Source organism: Pseudomonas sp. 1 R 17, assembly GCF_900067035.1.
Classification (GTDB): domain Bacteria; phylum Pseudomonadota; class Gammaproteobacteria; order Pseudomonadales; family Pseudomonadaceae; genus Aquipseudomonas; species Aquipseudomonas marginalis.
The window spans coordinates 117,004-136,898 of record NZ_FKLB01000064.1 but is presented as its reverse complement, the minus strand read 5'-3'; the positions used below and the strand labels follow the sequence as shown (position 1 = coordinate 136,898).

The following is a 19,895-nucleotide window of genomic DNA, read 5'->3' as shown; positions in this document are numbered from 1 at the left end:
GTGTCGCGTACCACTCGTTTACTGACGTTGTTGCAGGCCCTGCGAGGCAAGAAACGCCCGGTGACCGCCGCCGTGCTGGCGGCGCAATTGGAAGTGTCCGAGCGTACGCTGTACCGCGACATTGCCGAGTTGACCGCCCTGGGCGCGCCGATTTTCGGCGAGGCCGGGGTAGGGTATGTGCTGCGCAGCGGCCTGTTTTTGCCGCCCTTGATGCTCAACGCCGAAGAAACCGAAGCGATCGTGCTGGGCTTGCGTTATGTGGACCAGCGCGGCGATGACGTGCTCAGCCGTGCCGCCGCCAACGCCTTGGCGAAAATCGCTGATGTGCTCGACCCGGCGGCGCAGGAAGCCTTGCGCAACCCGACGTTGCTGCCCGGCCCGCCAGGGTTTGGCTACCCGGAAAACCGCGTGCCGCTGGATGTATTTCGCGAAGCGATTCGGCATCAGGACAAGTTGCATATCGACTACGCGGATGCCAGCCAGACCCAGAGTCAACGCCTGATCTGGCCCCTGGCCCTGGGGTTTCTCAATGAGGTGCGGGTGATCGTGGCCTGGTGTGAGCTGCGCGGCGCGTATCGCACTTTTCGCACCGACCGCGTGGCGAGTGCCGAGGTCGTCGGCGAACGTTATCCGGGGCGGCGCAGCGACTGGCTGCGGGCCTGGCGCAAGCTGATGGAGCAGAATGAATCCGGGCCGTTCACTCCTGACAAAAACTGACACACCCCTGGCTTAGCATGCTGCTACAACCACCTGAAAAGGAGCTTTGCCATGTCCCAGCCTGAATTGGCCCCCGCCATCGCCGCCTATATCGCGGCGACCAATACCCGCGACACCTCGGTCATTGCCCAGTGTTTTGCCGACGATGCCAATGTGTTCGATGAAGGCCAGCACCAGGTGGGCACCGCCGCCATTGCACGCTGGATGGAAGACACCGGGCGCCGCTACCAGCCGCGTGTCGAGGTGCTCAAGGTGCAGCACCGTACCGGCAAGGTGCTGGTCAGCAATGTGGTCTCCGGCAATTTTCCCGGCAGTCCGCTGGAGTTGCGCTACACCTTTCGCCTGGACGCGCAGGGCAAGATTTCACGGCTGGACATCTCCCTGTAGGTCATAATCGCGGGCATGACTTTCGACTCGCCCCTCGCTGCTTACCAACACGCCATTACCCAACAGGGTTTCGTTGCCGACGACGCCCAGCGCCGGGCGGTGGATGCCCTGCAAGCCTGCCATGCAGCCCTGCATCAGGGCCGTTCGCCCGTGACTGGCGTTTACCTGTGGGGGCCGGTGGGCCGCGGCAAGACCTGGTTGATGGATCAGTTCTACCAAAGCCTGCGGGTGCCCGCACGGCGTCAGCATTTTCATCACTTCATGGGCTGGGTGCATCAGCGTCTGTTCCAGCTCACCGGCACCCATGACCCGTTGCAGGCCCTGGCGCGGGAGCTGAGCCGGGAGGTGCGGGTGTTGTGTTTCGACGAGCTGTTCGTCAGTGACATCGGTGACGCGATCATCCTCGGCCGGCTGTTCCAGGTCATGTTCGAGGAAGGTGTGGTGATGGTCTGCACCTCCAATCAACCACCGGCCCAGCTGTATGCCGATGGCTTCAATCGGGAGCGCTTCCTGCCGGGCATTGCGGCGATTGAGCGGCATATGCACGTGGTGGCGGTCGACGGTGGCGAGGATCATCGCTTGCATCCAGGTGTGGGCCGGCAGCGCTATTGGGTGAACCAGCCCGATGCGCTGGCGAACGTGTTCGCACAATTGGCCGAAGGCCAGGCGGTGAGTCGTGGTCCGGTCACCGTCGGCCATCGTTCTATCGTGTGCGTGCAGGCCAGTGACAGCGTGCTGTGGTGCCGCTATGCCGACCTCTGCGAACAACCCCTGGCGGCAATGGATTTCATCCTGCTGTGCGACCGCTTCAAGGCGATCCTGCTGGGGGAGGTGCCCAACCTGAGTGCGCAACAGCGCCCAGGCCGGATTGCCCGCGGCACCGAGGATGGGGTCGAGCGCGTGGTGGCCGGTGATCGCGAGTTGCCGCAGTTGTCGGTGCACGACGACAGTGTGCGTCGCTTCATCGCCCTGGTGGACGAGTGCTACGACCGCAAGGTGCCGCTGTTCATCGACGCCCAGGTGCCGCTGGAGCGCCTGTATACCAACGGTTACCTGGCGTTTCCTTACCGTCGCACCTTGAGCCGCTTGCAAGAAATGCAGCTGCAGCGCTTCAGCTGAGACCTGTACGAAAAAAGCCCTGAATGGACACTTTGGGGGTTTTTAATGCCAAAGCCTTCGCGCTTTCGGGCGCACATTTGTAGTTAATCTCCTTCATCTGGTGCTGACTCCACGCTTACAATCGTGCCCCTCAAAGGGAACCGGTTCCCTTGTAGTCGTGATCGAGGACGGAAATGGACACCCCAGATATCCTGGTGCTGCAAGCCAGCTACACCAATCCTGTACATGCCGAAGCCATTGCCAAGGTGCTTAACCATTACGCAGAAGACCCCATGGGCGGCGGCCATAGCCTGCCCGCTGATCTACTGGAGCAACTGCCGGCCGAGTTGGCCAAGCGCCCCCATGCGTTCAGTGTGCTGGCGTTTGTTGGCGGTGAGCCGGCGGGGCTGGTGAATTGCTTTGAAGGGTTTTCCACCTTTGCCTGCCGCCCCTTGGTCAACGTGCACGACGTGGTGGTGATGAATGAGTTTCGCGGCTTGGGGCTGAGCCAGAAAATGCTGCTGAAGGTCGAGGACATCGCCCGCCAGCGTGGTTGCTGCAAGATCACCCTGGAGGTGCTGGAAGGTAATGCCGTCGCCCAGTCGGCGTATCGCAAGTTTGGTTTTGATGATGCGAAGTTTGATCCCGCCCATGGGCGCATGTTGTTCTGGAACAAGCCGCTTTAATAAATAACCGGCGAAAAAAAGGGCGCCAGCGGAGGGCGCCCAATAAACCTTTGCCAACGGAGCGGTATGGCCCAGGGTGTTACGGATTAACTAACGATTAACTTAACTCTTGGGTTGTTCCTGTTCGGTCGTGTTGGTGTTCGGTGTCTTGCCGTCGGCGGACGCCGTTTGTTCAACCGTGCCGTGAAGCGTCTGCTGCGTGAAGGTGAAGTTGTTGTAGAACTCCTTCGAGCGCTCCGAGCCGCCTTCGGCAAACGCGGCGGCGGAGCCCAGGGTCATCAGGCTGGCAAGCATCAAGGTCGAGAGTTTCATCTGTGTTTACTCATTAAGTGTGATCGGTTATCTGCTCTGTCCTTGATCAGAATCGTGGGGCGATTCTGGTGCGGTCTTATTAAGTGGGAATTAACGCGAGAAACATCCGAAGTTAACAATATCGTTAACTTCGGATGGTCGGCTTTAAAGCTTCCAGTCAACGGCCAGCGTAATGGCGCGTGGGTCGCCCCAATACACGCCGTTATAAAAACCGACGCGTTCGTAATACTTTTTATCGAACAGGTTGTTGACGTTAAGCGACGCTGAGACGTGCTCGTCGAATTGATAGCGGGACATCAGGTTGACCACCGTGTATGCCTGTTGTGTGATCTTCGCCCGTTCGGTCACCGGTGTGTTGCCGACGCGTACCCCTGTAGGTCGATTGCTCCAATCGTAAATGTCGCTCTGCCAGTTCACCGCACCGCCGACCGTGAGGTTGCGCCACGCCCCCGGCAACCGGTAGGCGCTGGAGACTTTCAGCAGGTTCAGCGGCTGCCCGGTGTTGTTGCGTTTACCCGAGCCGTTGACCGAATGGGTGTAGGTGTAGCCGGCCGTCAGGTTCCAATCGGGCATGATTTCCCCGGCAGCTTCCAATTCGAAGCCGTTGACCTTGTTACCTTTGCCGCCGGACTTGTAGTACTCCTCGCCGGTGATGGGGTTTGGTGGCACCGAATCGTCCCGCTCGGCGACGTTGTCCTGGGTGCTCCAAAAATACGCCGCCGCCAGGTTCAGGCGCTCCTCCAGCACGCTGCCCTTGAGGCCCACCTCGTAGTTGCTGCCGACCACGGGCTCCAGGTACTTCTTGTTGGCATCGCGCAGGCTCTGGGGTTTGAAAATGTCGGTATAGCTCGCGTAGACGGTGTACTCCGGCGTCAGGTCGTAGAGCAGGCCGGCGTAGGGCGTCCACATATCATTGTGGGTCTGGGAGGTCTTGTTGGTGGCCGTCAGTTGGTCGTTGGCGTTGTATTCGGGGGCCGCGCTTTTCAGTTCCCAACTGCCATAGCGGCTGCCCAGCACTGCATGCAAGCGGTCGGTGAGGCTCAGTCGCGTGGCCAGATAGCCAGCCTTCTGTTGCTTGCTGCTGTGCTCGCCCTTGAGGTCGGTGACGGTGTCGCCGAACTTGGCGATCCCGCCCATGTATTTCCAGTCTTCGATGGTGTAATAGCCGGCGGGTAGGTTGCTGCGCATCACGGGGGAGACGTCCCGCTGCGTGGCCTCGCCATAGCCCATCATCAGTGCATGTTCGCGGCCCAGCAGTGCATAGCTGCCGGCGAGGTTGAGGTCGACGGCCTCCATTCTCGATGTGCCGCGCATGTGGCTGGCCCAGGCGGTCATGCCGCTGCGGTCATCGTTGGGGAACCCCGCACCGCCGTAGTACACCTTGCCATCCGTGTCGCTCTGGCGATGGGTGTAGGCGGCCTTCACGTGCCAGTCGCCGCCCAGCCGATGGTCGAGCGTCGCGAAGGTGGTCTTGTCCGTCAGCGGCCAGGAACTCCAGTGCGCCGCCATATTGGTGGAGCGCGACAGCCCGGCCTTGCCGCCCTCGCTGTTCCAGTACGGCACGGTGCCCCATGAGGTGCCCTGGACCTGCTTGTTCTGGTAATCGAAACCTACGGCCAGCACGGTATCGTCGGAAAGATCGCCTTCCAGGATGCCGTAGCCGACCGCCCGCTGCAGGCCATAGTTGTCGCGGAACGATTGGCTGTCACGGTAGGCCAGCACCGTACGCCCGCGCAGCTTGCCGTCGAACGCCAGCGGGCCGCCCACGTCCACGTAGCTGTAATAGTTGTCATGGCTGCCGGCGCTGACGCCGGTTTTTGCCTGCCATTGGGCCGTCGGGCGCTTGCGCACCATATTGATGGTGGCCGAGGGGTCACCGGCGCCGGTGGTCAAGCCCGTGGCACCGCGTACCACCTCGATGTGGTCGTAGATAATGGTATCGGCGTCGGACTTCATGTAGCCGAAGGTATTGAGCATCCCGTCAATCTGGAAGTTGGTGATGCCGTAGCCGCGGGAGGAATAGGACACGCGGTCGGAGTCGTTATGCTGGACGTTGATCCCGGTGGTCTGGCGCAGCACGTCGGTCAACGTGTTGAGATTGAAATCATCCATCTGCTGGCGAGTGATCACCGAGATCGATTGTGGGGTTTCCTTGACCGACAGGTTCAGGCGGGTGGCGGTGCTCATCGAGCCGGTGGTGTAGGCGCCTGTGTGTTCGGTGGTGGCGCCCAGGCCTTCGGCGGAGATGTTGGTCGCGCCGAGTTCGAGCGGGGTGTGTTCAGGGTCGGTTTCAGCCAGCAGGGCCGGGCTTAGGGCGGCGCCGCACAGGCCGAGCGTGAGGGTCATGGAGCGGGTAAAAGGCGCGAACATCGCGGAAGACTCCTTGTCGTCTTTGCGGCCACCCCGGAAAGGGAAGGCCTTGGCTCAAAGACGAAAGGAGCGGTGGAACTTTAGGGCTAAACGAGAATGATTGTTATCTTTCTGTTACAAGGCCGGCGGTTCCTGCAGGACCACATCGGTCGGATTAACCTTCTTGGGCTTGATCAGGCTGAAGTCAATCAAGGCCTTTTGCGGGCGCATGTAGGGGTTGCCGATCATCAGCGGGCGCGGCGTGAAGCTGTCGCTCACGACGCTCTTGCTGCGGTCCAGTTCGTTGAAACTCAGCCCGGCGAGGTCGGCCCAGGTGTGGATCAATTGCGAGCTGCTGTAAGGGCGTTGCAAGTCGCCGGCAAACTTCCAGTCGTGGGTTTCGCGCCATTTCGGCGAGGCATAGGCCATGAACGGAATGGTGTACATCGGCGCCGTCGGCTTGCCTTCGTTACGCCCCAGGGTGGCGTGGCCGGCGGAATCGAATACGTCTTCGCCATGGTCCGACAGGTACAGCAAAAAGCCGTTGGGATCGGTCTTGGCGTAGTCCTTGATCAGGCTCGACACCACGAAATCGTTGTACAGCACCGCATTGTCGTAGCTGTTGTAGGTGGGCAGTTGATCGTCACTGATCCCGGCAGGTACGCCCTGGCGGTCGGTGAATTTGTCGAAGGTCGGTGGATAGCGGTACTGGTAGCTCATGTGGGTGCCGAGCAGGTGCACCACGATGAACTTGCGCTCGGCCGGGTCGGCCAGGGCCTTGGAGAATGGTTCCAGTACATCGCCGTCGTATTGGCGGGCGTTCTGGTTGCGGTTGTTGTTCAGGTACACCTGCTCGTCGGCCTGTTCGGAAAAGGTCGTGAGCATGGTATTGCGCTTGGTCATGGTCTGCTGGTTGGTGATCCAGTAGGTCTTGTACCCGGCCTGTTTCATCACGCTGACGATCGACGGTGTCTTGAGGTAGAGATCGGGGTTCTCCTCGTCGGCGAACGTCAGTACCTGTTGCAGGGCTTCGATGGTATAGGGGCGCGGGGTGATGACGTTATCGAACACCGCCAGTTGGTCGCGCAGCTTGTCCAGTTCCGGCGTGGTGTTGCGCGGATAGCCGTAGAGACTCATGCGTTGACGGTTGGTGGACTCGCCGATCACCAGCACCAGGGTCGACGGCTGGCCGGCCATGGTGTCCTTGAGGTTGGTCAAGGGGGGGATCTGGCTGGCGCTGTCGAGCATGCCTTGCATGTTGTCCAGTTGTTCGGTGTAGCGGCGGTAGGCAACGATCATCTGCCAGGGCACGGCCGGTTCGATGCGCGACTCGAAGCGGTCTATGGCGTCGTCCAGGGTGTCGCTGCGGGCTATCTGCTTGACCAGCGGGTAACCGATGATCGCCACCAGGATCGCCGTTGCCGCCACCAGGGCCTGGCCGCGCGGCAAGTATACCGGGCGTACCCGGGTCCACAGGAAAATAGCCACGGCGGTGTGGGCAATGAACGCCAGCACGATCCACCAGGCGAAGTATTGGGTGGCGTACTCGCCGGCTTCGGAGATGTTCGACTCGAACATGATGAAGATGACGCTTTGGGAAAATTCCTGCTGGTAGATGAAGAAATAACCCAGGCTGGCCATGGAGCAGGCCCACAGCACCACGCCGATCAGGGCAGCAAGCAAGCGCGTCCGGCGGGGGAATACCAGCAGGGGTGCGAGCCATATCGCACTCATGAAGAAGGCTTGGCGAAAACCACTGAAGCCGGAAGTGCCGCTGAGTTGGATCAGCAGTTGGGTAATGCCGGAGAAGTACCAGAAAAACACGAATAGCCAGCCAAGACCGGCCCAATCAAAGCCTTTCGCAGACTTGCTGCTGCGTTCGAACATCGCCATCCAGCGCTCCAACCCGTTAATTTTTCAGTTGACGCGCAGGGCTGCACGCAACAGAGGCCACCCTTGCATGGGATGGCCCTTGGGGGCGGGAGTATCGGGAAGGGCATGTGAAAACTTTGTGAGATTTATGTAGCCGTTATCTTACAAAGTGATGACGGGCTCAGCAGAGCGCGGGCTGCGCACCGGAAGGCTGGTCCAGCTGGGCTTGAATGATATGGGCACGCAGGCGCATGACCTCAAGCTGCAACTGATCGCGTTCGTCTTTCAACTGGCGCAATTCATCGCGACGGAGTGTGACGTAGAGGGTCTGTGGAGGACGGGTCATCTGTGCTGTGCTCATTGCTTGCCTCGCAAATAGCCGGTGTGTCGCGGTGTGCCAGAACGCTTGAGTCGAGGTTCTCGGCAACAGTCGGAAGCAATTCTGAATTCTTTTTCCCATCAATGGAACTTTTTTATTTTTGGTGGTCGTGTGACTTTCGGAGGCGTGATGGTGAAACGATGGCAATTTTTTCCCATGAAACTACACGGATCTGCCCTGGACTAACCCTCATTAGCCTCATTGCGCTATAAACTATGTCACACATTTATTCAGTAGTTGGGAGCATCAGCACATGCAACTGGGGATTATCGGACTAGGCCGCATGGGCGGGAATATTGCACGGCGCCTGATGCTCAATGGGCATACCACCGTTGTTTACGACCGTAACGAAGCATTTGTCAAAGGTTTGAGCGAAGAGGGCGCCACCGGCGTTGCCGACCTGAAGGCCCTGGTGGCCGGGCTGCAGAAACCCCGTGCCGTCTGGGTGATGTTGCCGGCAGGCGACCCCACCGAAAACACCATCAATGAACTCAGTGAGCTGCTGGAAGACGGTGACGTGATCATCGACGGCGGCAACACCAACTATAAGGATGACGTGCGTCGCGGCAAGGCCCTGGCGCAAAAGGGCCTGCACTATGTCGATGTCGGTACCTCCGGCGGGGTCTGGGGCCTGGAGCGTGGCTACTGCATGATGATCGGCGGCGACACCGAGACTGTGCAGCGCCTCGACCCGATCTTCGCCAGCCTGGCACCGGGCCTGGGCAACATCCCGCGCACCAAGGACCGTTCTGCGTCGGCTGACAAGCGTGCCGAGCAGGGCTACATCCACGCCGGCCCGGCGGGTTCCGGGCATTTCGTCAAGATGATCCACAACGGCATCGAGTACGGGATGATGCAGGCGTTTGCCGAAGGTTTTGACATCCTCAAGACCAAGAACTCGGAAAACCTGCCCGAAGACCAGCGCTTCGACCTCAACGTTGCCGATATCGCCGAAGTCTGGCGCCGTGGCAGCGTGGTCTCGTCCTGGTTGCTGGACCTGACTGCCGACGCCCTGGCCACCGACCCCAAGCTGGACGGTTACTCCGGTTCCGTGGCCGACAGCGGCGAAGGCCGCTGGACCATCGAAGCCGCCATGGAACAAGCCGTGCCGGTGCCGGTACTGTCCACGTCGTTGTTCGCGCGGTTCCGCTCGCGCCAGCAGAGCACCTACGGTGACAAGATGCTGTCTGCCATGCGCTTTGGCTTTGGCGGCCACGTGGAGACTTCCAAAAAATGACCGCCAACGGCAAGAAACTCAAGGCCGAACCTGCTCCACCCACCACCCTGTTTCTGTTTGGCGCCCATGGCGACCTGGTCAAGCGCCTGCTGATGCCGGCGCTGTACAACCTCAGTCGTGATGGCTTGCTGGGCGATGGCTTGCGCATCGTTGGCGTTGATCACAACGCGATCAGTGATGCCGACTTCGCCAAGAAACTCGAGGACTTTATCCGCACCGAGGCCGCGAGTAAGGTCAAGGGCAATGGGGATAACGCCCTCGATCCGGCATTGTGGGCGCAACTGGCCAAAGGCATCAGCTACGTCGAGGGCGATTTCCTCGATGACAGCACCTACGCCGACATCGGCAAGAAGATCGCTGCCAGCGGCACCGGCAACGCGGTGTTCTATTTGGCCACCGCACCACGCTTCTTCAGTGAGGTGGTGCAGCGCCTGGGCAGTGCGGGCCTGCTGACGGAAACCGATGACAGTTTCCGGCGCGTGGTGATCGAGAAGCCCTTCGGCTCCGACCTGGCCACCGCCGAAGCGTTGAACGCCAGCCTGCTCAAGGTGATGAGCGAGAAGCAGATCTATCGCATCGACCATTACCTGGGCAAAGAGACGGTGCAGAACATCCTCATCAGCCGTTTCTCCAACGTGCTGTTCGAAGCGTTCTGGAACAACCACTATATCGACCACGTGCAAATCACCGCCGCCGAAACCGTCGGCGTGGAGACGCGAGGCAATTTCTTCGAAAAAACCGGCACCCTGCGCGACATGGTGCCCAACCACCTGTTCCAGCTGCTGGCGATGGTGGCCATGGAGCCCCCGGCCGCCTTTGGTGCCGATGCGGTGCGCGGTGAAAAGGCCAAGGTCATCGGCGCGGTACGCCCGTGGTCCCTGGAAGACGCGCGGGCCAACTCGGTGCGCGGGCAATACACCGCGGGCGAAATCGCCGGCAAGCAACTGCCCGGCTACCGCGAAGAAGCCAACGTCGCTCCCGACAGCAGCACCGAGACCTTCGTCGCCCTCAAGGTGATGATCGATAACTGGCGCTGGGTCGGCGTGCCGTTCTACCTGCGTACCGGCAAGCGCATGAGCGTGCGCGACACCGAGATCGTGATCTGCTTCAAGCCGGCGCCCTATGCGCAATTCCGTGACACCGAGGTGGACGAGGTCAAGCCCACCTACTTGAAGATCCAGATCCAGCCCAATGAAGGCATGTGGTTCGACCTGCTGGCGAAAAAGCCCGGGCCCACCCTCGATATGGCCAACATCCAGCTGGGTTTTGCCTACAAGGACTTCTTCGAGATGCAACCGTCGACCGGGTATGAAACCCTGATCTACGACTGCATGACCGGCGACCAGACCTTGTTCCAGCGCGCCGACAACATCGAAAACGGCTGGCGAGCAGTGCAACCGTTCCTCGATGCATGGAAGGAGGACGACGGGATCCAGACCTATAAGGCCGGTGAAGACGGGCCCGCAGCGGCTGATGGGTTGCTGGCGCGCGATGGCCGCACCTGGCACTCGCTCGGATGAGTGACGCAGCGATTCATCCCATCCGTTTTATCCTCAGCGACGTGGACGGCACCTTGCTGCATCCGGATCATCGCCTGAGCCAGCGCACCGTCGACGCGGTGAGCGCCCTGCGCGAGGCCGGGGTGTTTTTCAGCCTGGCCAGCGGGCGACCGCCCAAGGCCATGCTGCACCTGATCGAGACATTCGGGATCGATGTGCCGGTGGCGGGCTTCAACGGTGGCACCTTGATCAACCCGGATGGCAGCATCCTGGTTGCCCACCATTTGCCAGCGGAGGCGGCGCTGGTGACCTTGGCGCTGTTCTCGGCCGAGCCGGATGTGGAAGTCTGGGTGTTTGCCGACGGCGACTGGCTGCGCCGTGGTCCGCCAGGGCCGGTGGAACCGCGCGAAGCCCATGGCCTGGGGTATGGGCCGGTGGTGGTGGAAAGTTTCGAACCCTACCTGGAGCGTATCGACAAGATCGTCGCCGCGAGCAACGACACCCAATTACTGGTGACGTTGGAAGCGCAATTGCAGCCCAAGGTCCAGGGCTTGGCCCAGGTATCGCGTTCGCAGCCGATTTATTTGGATGTGACGGCCATGCTGGCCAACAAGGGCGAGGCGTTGAAGACCCTGGCGGCGCACCTTGGGGTGCCGCTGGAGCAGACGGCGGCCATCGGGGATGGGGGCAATGACCCGGCGATGTTTCAGGTGGCGGGGTTGTCGATTGCCATGGGGCAGGCGGAAGAAGCCGTCAAGCGCCAGGCCAGCGTGGTCACCGGCAGTAATGTCGAGGAGGGCGCTGCGGAAGCAATCGAACGGTTTATTCTCGCGGCGCGATAAGCGTCTTAAGTTCGATTGTGCAACTTGCGATCACTGTTTTGCAGTGATCGCAAGTTAGCCGCGATTTACTTCGGCATGGCCCAGGACTGCAACTGGTAGCCATCTTTGTCGAGTTCGGCGCGGGCCCGCAACAGCAAGTCTTCCAATTGCGCCGGGTCGCTATAGGTGTTCGACGACAGCTGTTTGCTGCCGATACGGTTATTGGTGCGGTCGATGACACTCAGGCTCAGGGCGCCATTGCCATCGTGCCAGGCCACGCATTGAAAGGGCTGGAAAGCACGGTCTGCGATCAAAAGAGCTTCGTTGATGCGGAGCGGGGCGTTCATGTGGGTCTCTCTCTAAATGCCCATTCAAGTGAGTACCGGCGGTTGGGCTGACCGTGCGGCGGGTTACTTGTACTGATGCGCGATGACGGGGTACGGGTCACATGTTAGAGCAACAAATTTCAACTTTTCCTGATGGACGTCATGTAAGCGGCTGTTTTGAAAGCTGATTGAAAGTTTTGCGAAGACGCAACTTTTTGACCTGCAAACACGAGTAGTGGCTTTTTGTCCGCACTTATAGCGAAACGATACAAGCACGCTGTCAAGATCTTGCTAGGGTTATCGGCAACCATTACAAACTGTTGTTTCTAAATAACTTTAGTGATTTTTGACGCCAAGGATCAGTCATGGGTGTGCCCCTCGTCCAACGTCGTTTGCTCGTGGTTGACCCCTGTGACGACTGCCACGGGTTGCTACCCGGTTTGCGTACGGCCGGGTGGGATGTCGACAGCTGCACATTGGAATCGGTAGGAGAGCGCTCATGCGATGTCGGCCTATTGCGCCTGCAGCCCTATCATCTGGAGCGGCCCGAAGCGGTCAAGGAACTGATCAGCCGCAGTGGCACCGAGTGGATCGCCGTACTCAGCCAGGATGTGCTGCGCCTGCAAAATGTGGGGGACTTCGTCTGCGAGTGGTTTTTCGACTTCCATACCCTGCCATTCGACGTGGCGCGGGTGCAGGTGACCCTGGGCCGCGCGTTTGGCATGGCGCGCCTGCGTGGCAAGGGTCACACCCCGGTAGATGAAGGGCACGAGTTGCTGGGGGAAAGCCGCCCCATTCGTGAGTTACGCAAATTATTGTCCAAGCTGGCGCCCACGGAGTCCCCGGTACTGATCCGTGGCGACAGCGGCACCGGCAAGGAGCTGGTGGCCAAGACCCTGCACCGCCAATCCCAGCGCCATGCCAGGCCCTTTGTCGCGATCAACTGCGGCGCCATTCCCGAACACCTGATCCAATCCGAACTGTTCGGCCATGAGAAGGGCGCGTTTACCGGTGCCCATCAACGCAAGGTCGGGCGCATCGAAGCGGCCCATGGCGGCACCCTGTTCCTCGATGAAATCGGCGATTTGCCCATGGAACTGCAAGCCAACCTGCTGCGCTTTCTCCAGGAAAAGCAGGTCGAGCGGGTCGGCGGCAGCCAGCCGATTCCGGTGGACGTGCGGGTGTTGGCGGCCACCCACGTCGACCTTGAAGCGGCCGTCGCCAAGGGTGCTTTCCGCGAAGACTTGTACTACCGGCTCAATGTGCTGCAGGTGGTCACCGCGCCCTTGCGCGAGCGCCATGGTGATGTGGCGATGCTGGCCAACCACTTTTCACGCTTCTACAGCCAGGAAACCGGCCGCCGCCCCCGCAGCTTCAGCGATGACGCCCTGGTGGCCATGGGGCAACACCCGTGGCCGGGCAATGTGCGCGAACTGGCCAACCGCGTGCGCCGCGGCCTGGTACTCGCCGAAGGGCGCCAGATCGAAGCCGCCGATCTGGGATTGCTGGGCGAACAGGCAATTTCGCCACCCATGGCTACACTGGAAGACTATAAGCACCGTGCTGAACGCCAGGCGCTGTGCGATGTGCTCAACCGGCACAGCGACAACCTGAGTGTCGCGGCCCGTGTGCTGGGGATTTCCCGGCCGACGTTCTACCGGTTGCTGCACAAACACCAGATCCGCTAGGGCGGGTAAACCGAAAAGCCCCGCAACGACCCTTATCGTTGCGGGGCTTTTCCTTGTGCACCGGATTCTGTAGCGGTCGGGTTAGAAGTAATACGGGAATTTCAGGCTGAACGTAAAGTCCGGCGCATCATCCGTCATGCCAATCGCCAGGTTCGGCACGATGGTCAGGTTATCCGATGCCGCAATGGTCATGCCCACGTTGAAATAGCCGGCGTTGGCATCGCTGGACACCACCGATTGCCAGTCGCCGCCGTTGGGCTTGAGCCTGCTCTTGCGCTGCACCAGGTCGGACACCGAGAACGACATACTCATCTTCTCGTTGAGGGCAAAGGCCACGCCGACCCCGAACTGGAAGCTGTCGCCCAGGCTGACCTTGCCGCCGACCTTCTGGTTGACGTCGCTGCTGATGTCGCTGAACGATTCTTCGAAGTTATGGGTGTAGGACAGCGAGCCAAACAACACGGCTGGGTCGAAGGTCTTGACCAGGGAAATGCCCGGCGTGATGGACCAGACCCCGTTGCCGGTGGGAAGGCTTTCCGGCACGAACAGGTTGTCGTTGCCGGGGGTGTTGATCAGCTTGATACCAAACGGTTCTTTACCTGTGGGCGCCTTGACCCGCACCGATACCACCGCATCCGGCAGGTTAGGGGTTTCGTCGAGGAACTTGTAGGCCACGCCGAAGTTGACGTCGCCAATGGTCGGGTCGCGGGTCACCGATTGTTCCGACGTCGCGGTGCCGTTGTTGCCGGCACCGGCAGACTGGTAGGTCGACTCGCGGTACACCACCGGCACGTTCACATCGAACTGCCAACGGTTATCGACGTTGTAGCGCCCGGTCAGGTCCAGGGTCCAGTTATCGGACTTGATGCGGTCCAGGTTGATATTGCCGAGGAAAATCGAGTCCAGCGCCAGGAACCCGTTGAGGGTCAACTGACGGGCGTCGTAACGGGCATAGGTGACGCCGGTTTCGAAGCTGAACTTGCCATTGCCGAAAAAGCCGCTGGCTTCGTTATAAAGGTTGCTGACACTTTGCGCCGGGGCGGAGTCGTCCTTGAGGGACTGGCCGTAGGAACTGCCACCACCCCCTCCAGCGCCACCGGATGCAGCTGCGGCACCCGTGCCCGCGACGGTGGTGCCGTTGGCTTTTTGAAAGTCTGCCGGGGACTTGGCCAGACGTTTGGGGGCCGGTGTGGCCGGTTGGTCTTCGACCTGACGCACGCGCTGCTCCAGCACGGCCAGCGCTTTTTGCTGCACTTCGTACCGCTGCTTGAGTTCCAGGAGTTCCTGTTTGAGGGTTTCGATGTCGCTATCTGGCGCTGCATACAGAACGGATGCGGGCAAGAGCGTACTTAAACAGATCACAGCACGGAGCGATAACGATCGATGCATGAAATAAGCCGTCCTTTTCTAATGCGTAAGTGTCGACGGTCAGCGTAGTTCAATAACCGAGCGTGCGTAGGGCTTTGAGTTGATCCAGATTGCAGTTCAATGCGCCGTTGTTCAAACCGTTGTTGTTCATCACTACGTTGAGTTGGGTCATGTTGTTGACGAAGTTAGTGTTGCCAGTCAGAACCGTGCCTTGCAGCACATTCCCACCACCGATCTGCTGCAGGCTGTTGCCCTGGTTGTGGTTGGCCTGGATCGCCATCTGCAAGCCACCGTTGTTGGCCGACACGCTCACGCGGCCTGCTGCGCTGTCACCGGTCACCGTACCGCCGGCGACCAGCACTTGCCCCGATTGCACGATGTTGGAGGGCGCAAAACCGTTCTCGACGGTGATGCCCACATTGTTATAGGCGGTGTTGCCATCGCCGGCGGTACGCACGCTTTGTGTCACACCCTGGCCGCTGCCCAGGCCGGCGCCGCCGGTTACCGTGCCGGTGCCGGTGTTCGGGTTCGTGCCGTTGCCGGTCGAGCCGGTGGTTTGTACGTAGAATTGCGGGGTGATGGTCGACGAATCGATCTGCATGCTGGCCTTGCCGGTGATGGTGTCACCCACGGCGTTGGTCCAGGTGCTGCTCATGACAATGCCGAAGCTGATGATCCGCCCCGGCATCACGTAACGACCGCGCAGGTCGGCCATTTCCGAATCCTTGAGCTCGATGGGTTTGAACCCCGACGAAGCATAAGCGGGCATTGAGGCTGCCAGACACAAGACCGTCAGCCAACGGGAAGTGTTCATCTTTTGCTCCTGGAGCGTCCTGCCCCTTATTGCGCTTCTTAGAAGAAGTCGCTCTGGATAAAACCGAAATCCATCAGCTCGGCATCGCCTACGGGCCTGAACTCATTCAACTGGTTCTTGGCGGTCAGTGGCGTGGGCGGGTCGAGCAGGGCGTTGGCCTTGTCGTAACCTTCACCCAGCACGGCGAACACGATGCCGTTCCAGCCCTTGACGAAGTCATCATGGGAATAGCGCTTATGGCCCAGTACCGGGTCGCCGATATAGACCCAGTCCTTGTCGGCCCGCTGCATCACCACGAAGTGCTTGTAGCCACGAATTTCCAGCAGGACCACCACGGGGATCTTTACGGTGACCAGTGTTTCTGGCGCGATTTTGTAGCCCCGGGCACGCATGCCGATGCTTTCGAGGTAGCGCTTCATGTCCAGCATGGAAAAGCCCTGGGTACGCACCAGGTCCTGGTCGGAATTGACCAGCATGCCTTTGATGACGTGATCTTCGTCTACATCCAGCCAATAACCCTGGCGCAGAATGGTAGCGAGTGCCGCAGCACCGCAGCTGAAATCGGTTTTCTGTTCCACCAGGTTGGCGAACCGGCGTTCACGAATACTCTCGACCTTCTTGTAGATCACTGCACCGCCAGGCAGGGCGGAGATCGCCATGGTGCCTGCCCAGGTCGGGCCGGTGAGCAGCATCAGGAGGGTGAGGGTCGCGAGGCGCATGATCATGTGACCTGCTGGACACTGGAATAAAAAAGGGCCTTGTTGCCAAGGCCCCGTTGGATCAGAAGCGCACGCCGCTGGCGCAGACGCTGCAACCTTGACCGATCGACAGGCTGTTGCTGCCTTGGTTGCCCGAGCCGGATTGCAGGTTCACACCCACGTTGCCGGAGTTGCGGTTAACCGAGTTGTCGAGGCTGGAGTTGTTGGACACGTATTGGGCTTTGCTGCCATGGCCATACCCGTAGCTGGTAGCGGCAGTGTTCAGGTAGCTGTTGGCGAGCGAGTTTTGCTCGGTGTTGGCGGCCGCTGCGATGTTTTTGCCATCAGCGGTGGTGATTGCCAGGTTGTTTTTACCCTGGTTGCCTTGACCGGCCTGGCCGTTGTAACCCAGGTTGCCGGAGTTCCCGTTAGCCGAGTTATCCAACGAGGCGTTGTTCTGGGTGCCTTTGTTGACGAAGTTGTTGAGCCCGCTGTTTTGATTGACATCGACGACAGCGAATACCGTTGCAAAGTCACCTTTGGCACTGGAGATGGCGCCGGAGTTGTCGGCCTGGTTACCACTGCCCGCCTGTACGTTGACCCCGGTGTTACCGCTGTTGCTGGTTACCGAGCCGTCGGCAGAGGCGTTGTTTTCGGTTTTGGTGTCATCGAACTTGTTGCCCACGCTGTTTTGCACATCGGTCACGACAGAGGCAACCACACCGGTGGGTTGAGGTGCAGGGTGCCAGCCGCCACCTGCTTGAGCAGCAGCAGCCATGAGTGCGGCCAGTGCGAAAACCAGTGGTTTCAGAGCCATTTGAGGTTTCATGGTGTTTCTCCTTGCTTCTAATTAGTTGGTTAAGTGTTGGTACGGTCTAACAGTGCTACCAAGCGTTTACTTGATAGTGATGCCCAGGGTGTTAGCCACTCGGTTCCCCACCCCGGCACTCTGGTTCACCTGAATCACTCCTCGGCTGCCTGTGAAGGCCTGGTCGCTCGTAACGACAAGGCGGCTGCCAGTGGTGGGGGTGAGCCCTGAGTCGGTTGCCAGCGTCGTGGTGTTCTGTTGCAACAGGACGCTGTCATCGATGCTTTGCGGGCCAGGGTTGATGCTGATCCGCACGGCATTGATGGATTGGTTATTGGCCCCGGCGGACTGGTTGATGCCCAGTACACCGTTGCCGTTGGTAAATGAGCTGCCCTGGATCGCCGCCCTGGCGTTCAGGGACGGGTCGACACTGCCGTCGAGGCGCTGGATGTTGACGTTGGTGGCCTGGCCACCGAGCGCGATGGCGCGGCTGTTGGACATTTGCTGCTGGTTGCCGGCCGCCTGGTTGATCGACACGACACCCTGGTATTGTTGGCCGCTGTTATGGATCACCGCCGTGTCGTCGGCAAATGCCGGGGCGCTGGCCAACAGGGCGAGAACGAGCAGGGAACGATTCATCACTTGCCCCCCAGCATGTTGCCGATGTTATTCAACGGCGCCATGCCGCGCTGGACCGAGTCGCTGATCTGCCCGCCCATGCTGCTGCCCGCACCGTGGCCGGCGGCAGAGCCGGCCCCCAAGGTGGACATGCTGTTTTGCGTGGCGTGCAGGCCGGTCAAGGTGCCGTTGGTCTGAACTGCGCGGACAATGCTTGAGCCGCTGCTGATGCCGCCGATATCCATATCACTGAGTTCGCCAGTGGCACCGATGATGTCCCGGCTGGGGTTGGCGTTGGCGGTGGTGGGGTAGGGGTCTTTACCGAAGGCGGCGCGGCCGTACATATGAGCCTGTACGTTGCGCCCTGTCACGATCACGCCATCCTCTGCAAAGCTGGGAACACTGATGCCGACGCTGAGTACACAGCTGATCAGCAGCACGTTCATCGAACCTTGAGTGAGTGTGGCCACGGCGGCATTCCTTATTCGTCGCGCTGACCCTAAACAGCGCTGCAAGGGATAGAGCAGAAGCCGTGCCGCTTTTTATTTGCCGTTGTTATTCAATGGCTTGGATTTGTTTGTGGGCGAAGTGATGTCAGTGCTGTTTCAGCGCTGAGACACCTGCCTCCAAGGCATACACACAGCGGCGTACCACAAACGATTCACCAAGCTGTATCAGCGCTGTAACACTGCCTATGACAAAACGATGAATCCGCACCACACGGGCGGTCCAGGGGAGTCGAGTGTTTCAAAAATGGACACTTCAGGCGCAACGATGCCCCGGCCGGGGTGCAGGCTCAGCCTTTGGGGGATTTACGCGGGATGGAATTGAGTACGGGGTTGCCATCCTGGTTCTGGGTCAGATAGACCGGCAAGACCTTGGGCAAGGAGGGGATGAGGTTATTGACCTCGGTGATGTTGTAGATGCCACCGATGCGAATCGTCCCGGTGTTGGCGTCTGCCAGCATCACCGGTCTGTTCAGGTAGCGGTTGATCAACGGCAACGCATCCACCAGCGCCAGGTTGTCGAGCACCAGCTTGCCCTGGCGCCAGGCCAGGGCGCTGTCATTGGCGGTGATTGCCTGTATACGCGGCGTTGCATCGCCCTGTTGGTAGCTGGCCTGCATGCCCGGCGTCAGGGGCACGCTGCCGTGTAACGAGTCGCTGGCAATCTGCACCGAGCCTTCGAGCAACATCACCCGCACCTGGTCTTCATACTTCCAGACGTTGAACTGGGTGCCCGTGACGCGCACCTGGCCTTCGCCTGCGTGCACGATAAACGGATGCGCGCTGTCATGGCTGACCTTGAAGAACGCCTCACCCTTGTTCAACGTGACGCGGCGCTGATCCTTGTAGTTGCTGTAGACCAGCTCGGTGCCCAGGTTGAGTTCCACCTGGCTGCCGTCGCCCAGAATGACTTGGCGCAAGCCGTTGGCGGCCTGGAAACGCTCATAGGAACTCGGCAGCCAGCCGGCTTCCCAGCCAGTGAAAGCGGCCAGGGGCAAGGCGACCAGGCAGATCGCGGCCGCTACTGCATAGGTGCGCAGCCGGCTGCGCTGCTTGAACGGCACCACCACCGACGGGATCTCGTGGCGCGGCAGGTGGTCGGCGACGTCCCAGATTTCCAGCATGGCCGCGTATTCAAAGGCGTGCAGCGGATGGGAGTCATGCCATTGCGCAAAAGCCTGACGTTCATCCGCTGTGCAATCACTGGCGTGCAGGCGCATGCACCAATGCGCGGCGGCGTCGGTGATGGCGTCATATTCGGCTTCTGAAATGGACTTTTCGCTCATTAACTCATCCTGATTTCGCACATTCTAACCTCCCGAGGTGGACCGCGAGAACAGGCGTCATGGCGATTGCACATCAATTGGAACTTATTCTCGTTTGGGAGTACCTAAAAATCAGGACATTCCCACAATGGAGTACGAAAATGCTGAAGAAAACCTTAGTCGCGCTGTGTGCAACCACTGCTCTGCTTAGTGCGGGCGCTGCCCTGGCCGATAAGCCAGGCGCAGGCTGGATCACCATCGAAAAAGCCATCGACGTTGCCAAGACCAAGGCGGGTTATGTCGAGGTCTATGCGGCGGAAGCCGATGACAATGGCTACTGGGAAGTCAAGGGACGCAAGTCCGACGGTACCGTGTACGAAGCCCGTATCGATGGGGCCTCCGGCAACATCCTGCGCGACCAGAAAGACTGACGTACCTGCCGGGAGC

The 19,895-nt window shown here is 60.1% G+C and carries 21 protein-coding genes; 9 read left to right on the top strand and 12 right to left on the bottom strand.

All coding sequences use genetic code 11. From position 1 onward, the window contains the following. The 4 genes from BFP99_RS27200 (at window position 1) to BFP99_RS27185 (ending at window position 2,888) form a co-directional block, all read left to right on the top strand. Entirely contained in the window at window positions 1-717 is a 717-nt protein-coding gene (locus BFP99_RS27200; protein WP_065927895.1) for a helix-turn-helix transcriptional regulator, read from the top strand. Window positions 718-768: 51 nt separating this feature from the next. Then, the gene (locus BFP99_RS27195) at window positions 769-1,104 is read left to right on the top strand and encodes a nuclear transport factor 2 family protein (RefSeq protein ID WP_065927894.1); all 336 of its coding nucleotides are present in this window, start codon (window positions 769-771) and stop codon (window positions 1,102-1,104) included. 15 nt (window positions 1,105-1,119) lie between these two features. Continuing rightward, complete coding sequence (gene zapE / locus BFP99_RS27190) at window positions 1,120-2,223, top strand: cell division protein ZapE (RefSeq protein WP_065948663.1); 1,104 nt, start codon at window positions 1,120-1,122, stop codon at window positions 2,221-2,223. Between the two features lie 173 nt (window positions 2,224-2,396). Then, the gene (locus BFP99_RS27185) at window positions 2,397-2,888 is read left to right on the top strand and encodes a GNAT family N-acetyltransferase (protein WP_027606459.1); all 492 of its coding nucleotides are present in this window, start codon (window positions 2,397-2,399) and stop codon (window positions 2,886-2,888) included. 102 nt (window positions 2,889-2,990) lie between these two features. On the opposite strand, the gene BFP99_RS27180 is transcribed toward BFP99_RS27185, so the two are convergent. The 4 genes from BFP99_RS27180 to BFP99_RS33375 all read right to left on the bottom strand — a co-directional run bounded on the left by BFP99_RS27180 (window position 2,991) and on the right by BFP99_RS33375 (window position 7,782). Further along, window positions 2,991-3,200, bottom strand: a complete 210-nt coding sequence (locus BFP99_RS27180) for a hypothetical protein (RefSeq protein ID WP_065927892.1) — start codon at window positions 3,198-3,200, stop codon at window positions 2,991-2,993. A 144-nt stretch (window positions 3,201-3,344) separates the two neighbouring features. Then, window positions 3,345-5,570, bottom strand: a complete 2,226-nt coding sequence (locus BFP99_RS27175; RefSeq protein ID WP_065927891.1) for a TonB-dependent siderophore receptor — start codon at window positions 5,568-5,570, stop codon at window positions 3,345-3,347. A 114-nt stretch (window positions 5,571-5,684) separates the two neighbouring features. Further along, window positions 5,685-7,442: a phosphoethanolamine transferase CptA gene (locus BFP99_RS27170; RefSeq protein ID WP_065948662.1), complete on the bottom strand. Its 1,758-nt coding sequence runs from the start codon at window positions 7,440-7,442 to the stop codon at window positions 5,685-5,687. Between the two features lie 160 nt (window positions 7,443-7,602). After that, entirely contained in the window at window positions 7,603-7,782 is a 180-nt protein-coding gene (locus BFP99_RS33375; protein WP_256097793.1) for a DUF6026 family protein, read from the bottom strand. Window positions 7,783-8,008: 226 nt separating this feature from the next. Here BFP99_RS33375 and gnd point away from each other — a divergent pair, with 226 nt between their 5' ends. The 3 genes from gnd to BFP99_RS27155 are packed head-to-tail and all read left to right on the top strand — an operon-like array spanning window position 8,009 to window position 11,378. Beyond that, complete coding sequence (gene gnd, locus BFP99_RS27165) at window positions 8,009-9,037, top strand: phosphogluconate dehydrogenase (NAD(+)-dependent, decarboxylating) (protein WP_223841635.1); 1,029 nt, start codon at window positions 8,009-8,011, stop codon at window positions 9,035-9,037. Further along, complete coding sequence (gene zwf, locus BFP99_RS27160) at window positions 9,034-10,557, top strand: glucose-6-phosphate dehydrogenase (protein ID WP_065948661.1); 1,524 nt, start codon at window positions 9,034-9,036, stop codon at window positions 10,555-10,557. Before gnd ends, zwf begins: the two co-directional genes overlap by 4 nt. Further along, window positions 10,554-11,378, top strand: coding sequence for a Cof-type HAD-IIB family hydrolase (locus BFP99_RS27155; protein WP_065927888.1), 825 nt, complete (start codon window positions 10,554-10,556; stop codon window positions 11,376-11,378). The genes zwf and BFP99_RS27155 overlap by 4 nt, the downstream gene beginning before the upstream one ends. 65 nt (window positions 11,379-11,443) lie before the next feature. On the opposite strand, the gene BFP99_RS27150 is transcribed toward BFP99_RS27155, so the two are convergent. Then, complete coding sequence (locus tag BFP99_RS27150; protein ID WP_065927887.1) at window positions 11,444-11,704, bottom strand: hypothetical protein; 261 nt, start codon at window positions 11,702-11,704, stop codon at window positions 11,444-11,446. A gap of 344 nt (window positions 11,705-12,048) precedes the next feature. Here BFP99_RS27150 and BFP99_RS27145 point away from each other — a divergent pair, with 344 nt between their 5' ends. After that, window positions 12,049-13,371 carry a sigma-54 dependent transcriptional regulator gene (locus tag BFP99_RS27145; protein ID WP_027606451.1) on the top strand — a complete coding sequence of 441 codons (1,323 nt, stop codon included), beginning with the start codon at window positions 12,049-12,051 and terminating at the stop codon, window positions 13,369-13,371. An 81-nt stretch (window positions 13,372-13,452) separates the two neighbouring features. Here BFP99_RS27145 and BFP99_RS27140 read toward each other — a convergent pair whose 3' ends face one another. The 7 genes from BFP99_RS27140 to BFP99_RS27110 form a co-directional block, all read right to left on the bottom strand. Continuing rightward, a complete protein-coding gene (locus tag BFP99_RS27140) occupies window positions 13,453-14,760 on the bottom strand; it encodes a hypothetical protein (protein ID WP_065948660.1) in 1,308 nt (435 codons plus the stop codon). Between the two features lie 49 nt (window positions 14,761-14,809). Then, entirely contained in the window at window positions 14,810-15,553 is a 744-nt protein-coding gene (locus BFP99_RS27135; RefSeq protein ID WP_027606449.1) for a hypothetical protein, read from the bottom strand. Window positions 15,554-15,591: 38 nt separating this feature from the next. Then, complete coding sequence (locus BFP99_RS27130; protein ID WP_065927976.1) at window positions 15,592-16,272, bottom strand: C39 family peptidase; 681 nt, start codon at window positions 16,270-16,272, stop codon at window positions 15,592-15,594. Between the two features lie 61 nt (window positions 16,273-16,333). Further along, the gene (locus tag BFP99_RS27125; protein WP_027606447.1) at window positions 16,334-17,080 is read right to left on the bottom strand and encodes a hypothetical protein; all 747 of its coding nucleotides are present in this window, start codon (window positions 17,078-17,080) and stop codon (window positions 16,334-16,336) included. 66 nt (window positions 17,081-17,146) lie between these two features. After that, the gene (locus tag BFP99_RS27120; RefSeq protein WP_027606446.1) at window positions 17,147-17,698 is read right to left on the bottom strand and encodes a hypothetical protein; all 552 of its coding nucleotides are present in this window, start codon (window positions 17,696-17,698) and stop codon (window positions 17,147-17,149) included. Further along, on the bottom strand, window positions 17,698-18,147 hold the full coding sequence (locus BFP99_RS27115) for a hypothetical protein (protein ID WP_065948659.1): 450 nt from the start codon (window positions 18,145-18,147) through the stop codon (window positions 17,698-17,700). Before BFP99_RS27115 ends, BFP99_RS27120 begins: the two co-directional genes overlap by 1 nt. Before the next feature lie 326 nt (window positions 18,148-18,473). Next, entirely contained in the window at window positions 18,474-19,469 is a 996-nt protein-coding gene (locus BFP99_RS27110; protein WP_065948658.1) for a FecR family protein, read from the bottom strand. Window positions 19,470-19,609: 140 nt separating this feature from the next. Here BFP99_RS27110 and BFP99_RS27105 point away from each other — a divergent pair, with 140 nt between their 5' ends. Continuing rightward, complete coding sequence (locus BFP99_RS27105) at window positions 19,610-19,879, top strand: PepSY domain-containing protein (RefSeq protein WP_065927883.1); 270 nt, start codon at window positions 19,610-19,612, stop codon at window positions 19,877-19,879. Window positions 19,880-19,895: the final 16 nt, after the last annotated feature.

Bases quoted from the DNA above. Each gene is read 5' to 3' on its own strand.
- BFP99_RS27195 (WP_065927894.1), top strand. From the start codon at position 769: ATGTCCCAGCCTGAATTGGCCCCCGCCATCGCCGCCTATATCGCGGCG.
- zapE (WP_065948663.1), top strand. From the start codon at position 1,120: ATGACTTTCGACTCGCCCCTCGCTGCTTACCAACACGCCATTACCCAA.
- BFP99_RS27185 (WP_027606459.1), top strand. From the start codon at position 2,397: ATGGACACCCCAGATATCCTGGTGCTGCAAGCCAGCTACACCAATCCT.
- BFP99_RS27180 (WP_065927892.1), bottom strand. From the start codon at position 3,200: ATGAAACTCTCGACCTTGATGCTTGCCAGCCTGATGACCCTGGGCTCC.
- BFP99_RS27175 (WP_065927891.1), bottom strand. From the start codon at position 5,570: ATGTTCGCGCCTTTTACCCGCTCCATGACCCTCACGCTCGGCCTGTGC.
- BFP99_RS27170 (WP_065948662.1), bottom strand. From the start codon at position 7,442: ATGGCGATGTTCGAACGCAGCAGCAAGTCTGCGAAAGGCTTTGATTGG.
- BFP99_RS33375 (WP_256097793.1), bottom strand. From the start codon at position 7,782: ATGAGCACAGCACAGATGACCCGTCCTCCACAGACCCTCTACGTCACA.
- zwf (WP_065948661.1), top strand. From the start codon at position 9,034: ATGACCGCCAACGGCAAGAAACTCAAGGCCGAACCTGCTCCACCCACC.
- BFP99_RS27155 (WP_065927888.1), top strand. From the start codon at position 10,554: ATGAGTGACGCAGCGATTCATCCCATCCGTTTTATCCTCAGCGACGTG.
- BFP99_RS27150 (WP_065927887.1), bottom strand. From the start codon at position 11,704: ATGAACGCCCCGCTCCGCATCAACGAAGCTCTTTTGATCGCAGACCGT.
- BFP99_RS27145 (WP_027606451.1), top strand. From the start codon at position 12,049: ATGGGTGTGCCCCTCGTCCAACGTCGTTTGCTCGTGGTTGACCCCTGT.
- BFP99_RS27140 (WP_065948660.1), bottom strand. From the start codon at position 14,760: ATGCATCGATCGTTATCGCTCCGTGCTGTGATCTGTTTAAGTACGCTC.
- BFP99_RS27135 (WP_027606449.1), bottom strand. From the start codon at position 15,553: ATGAACACTTCCCGTTGGCTGACGGTCTTGTGTCTGGCAGCCTCAATG.
- BFP99_RS27130 (WP_065927976.1), bottom strand. From the start codon at position 16,272: ATGCGCCTCGCGACCCTCACCCTCCTGATGCTGCTCACCGGCCCGACC.
- BFP99_RS27125 (WP_027606447.1), bottom strand. From the start codon at position 17,080: ATGAAACCTCAAATGGCTCTGAAACCACTGGTTTTCGCACTGGCCGCA.
- BFP99_RS27120 (WP_027606446.1), bottom strand. From the start codon at position 17,698: ATGAATCGTTCCCTGCTCGTTCTCGCCCTGTTGGCCAGCGCCCCGGCA.
- BFP99_RS27110 (WP_065948658.1), bottom strand. From the start codon at position 19,469: ATGAGCGAAAAGTCCATTTCAGAAGCCGAATATGACGCCATCACCGAC.
- BFP99_RS27105 (WP_065927883.1), top strand. From the start codon at position 19,610: ATGCTGAAGAAAACCTTAGTCGCGCTGTGTGCAACCACTGCTCTGCTT.